This is a genomic window from Luteimonas sp. BLCC-B24, assembly GCF_028550595.1.
Lineage (GTDB): Bacteria > Pseudomonadota > Gammaproteobacteria > Xanthomonadales > Xanthomonadaceae > Luteimonas.
In genome coordinates this window covers 1-548 of the sequence record NZ_JAQQGN010000020.1, presented here as the reverse complement: position 1 = coordinate 548, position 548 = coordinate 1, and the positions used below count along the sequence as shown (strand labels likewise).

General features: G+C 66.6%; 1 protein-coding gene. It reads left to right on the top strand.

Translation table 11 applies throughout. The features are described 5' to 3' along the window. A partial coding sequence (locus PQS31_RS17020) for an EF-Tu/IF-2/RF-3 family GTPase (protein WP_272764019.1) occupies nucleotides 1-516 on the top strand: 516 nt, incomplete at its 5' end. Nucleotides 517-548 lie beyond the last annotated feature (32 nt).

Here is a 548-nt window from a genome sequence, read left to right as displayed (position 1 = left end):
CGCGGCACCGTGGTGACCGGCCGCATCGAGCGCGGCGTGATCAAGGTCGGCGAGGAAATCGAGATCGTCGGTATCCGTGCCACCCAGAAGACCACGGTCACGGGCGTCGAGATGTTCCGCAAGCTGCTCGACCAGGGTCAGGCGGGCGACAACGCCGGTCTGCTGCTGCGCGGCACCAAGCGTGACGACGTCGAGCGCGGCCAGGTGCTGTGCAAGCCGGGTTCGATCAAGCCGCACACCGAGTTCGAAGCCGAAGTCTACGTGCTGTCGAAGGACGAGGGCGGCCGTCACACCCCGTTCTTCAAGGGCTACCGTCCGCAGTTCTACTTCCGCACCACCGACATCACCGGTGCGGTCGAGCTGCCGGAAGGCACCGAGATGGTGATGCCGGGCGACAACGTGAAGATGGTGGTCACGCTGATCAACCCGGTGGCGATGGACGAAGGCCTGCGCTTCGCGATCCGCGAAGGCGGCCGTACCGTCGGCGCCGGCGTGGTGGCCAAGATCATCAAGTAACGCCCTGGTCCGAGCGCGCTTCGCGCGCTCGG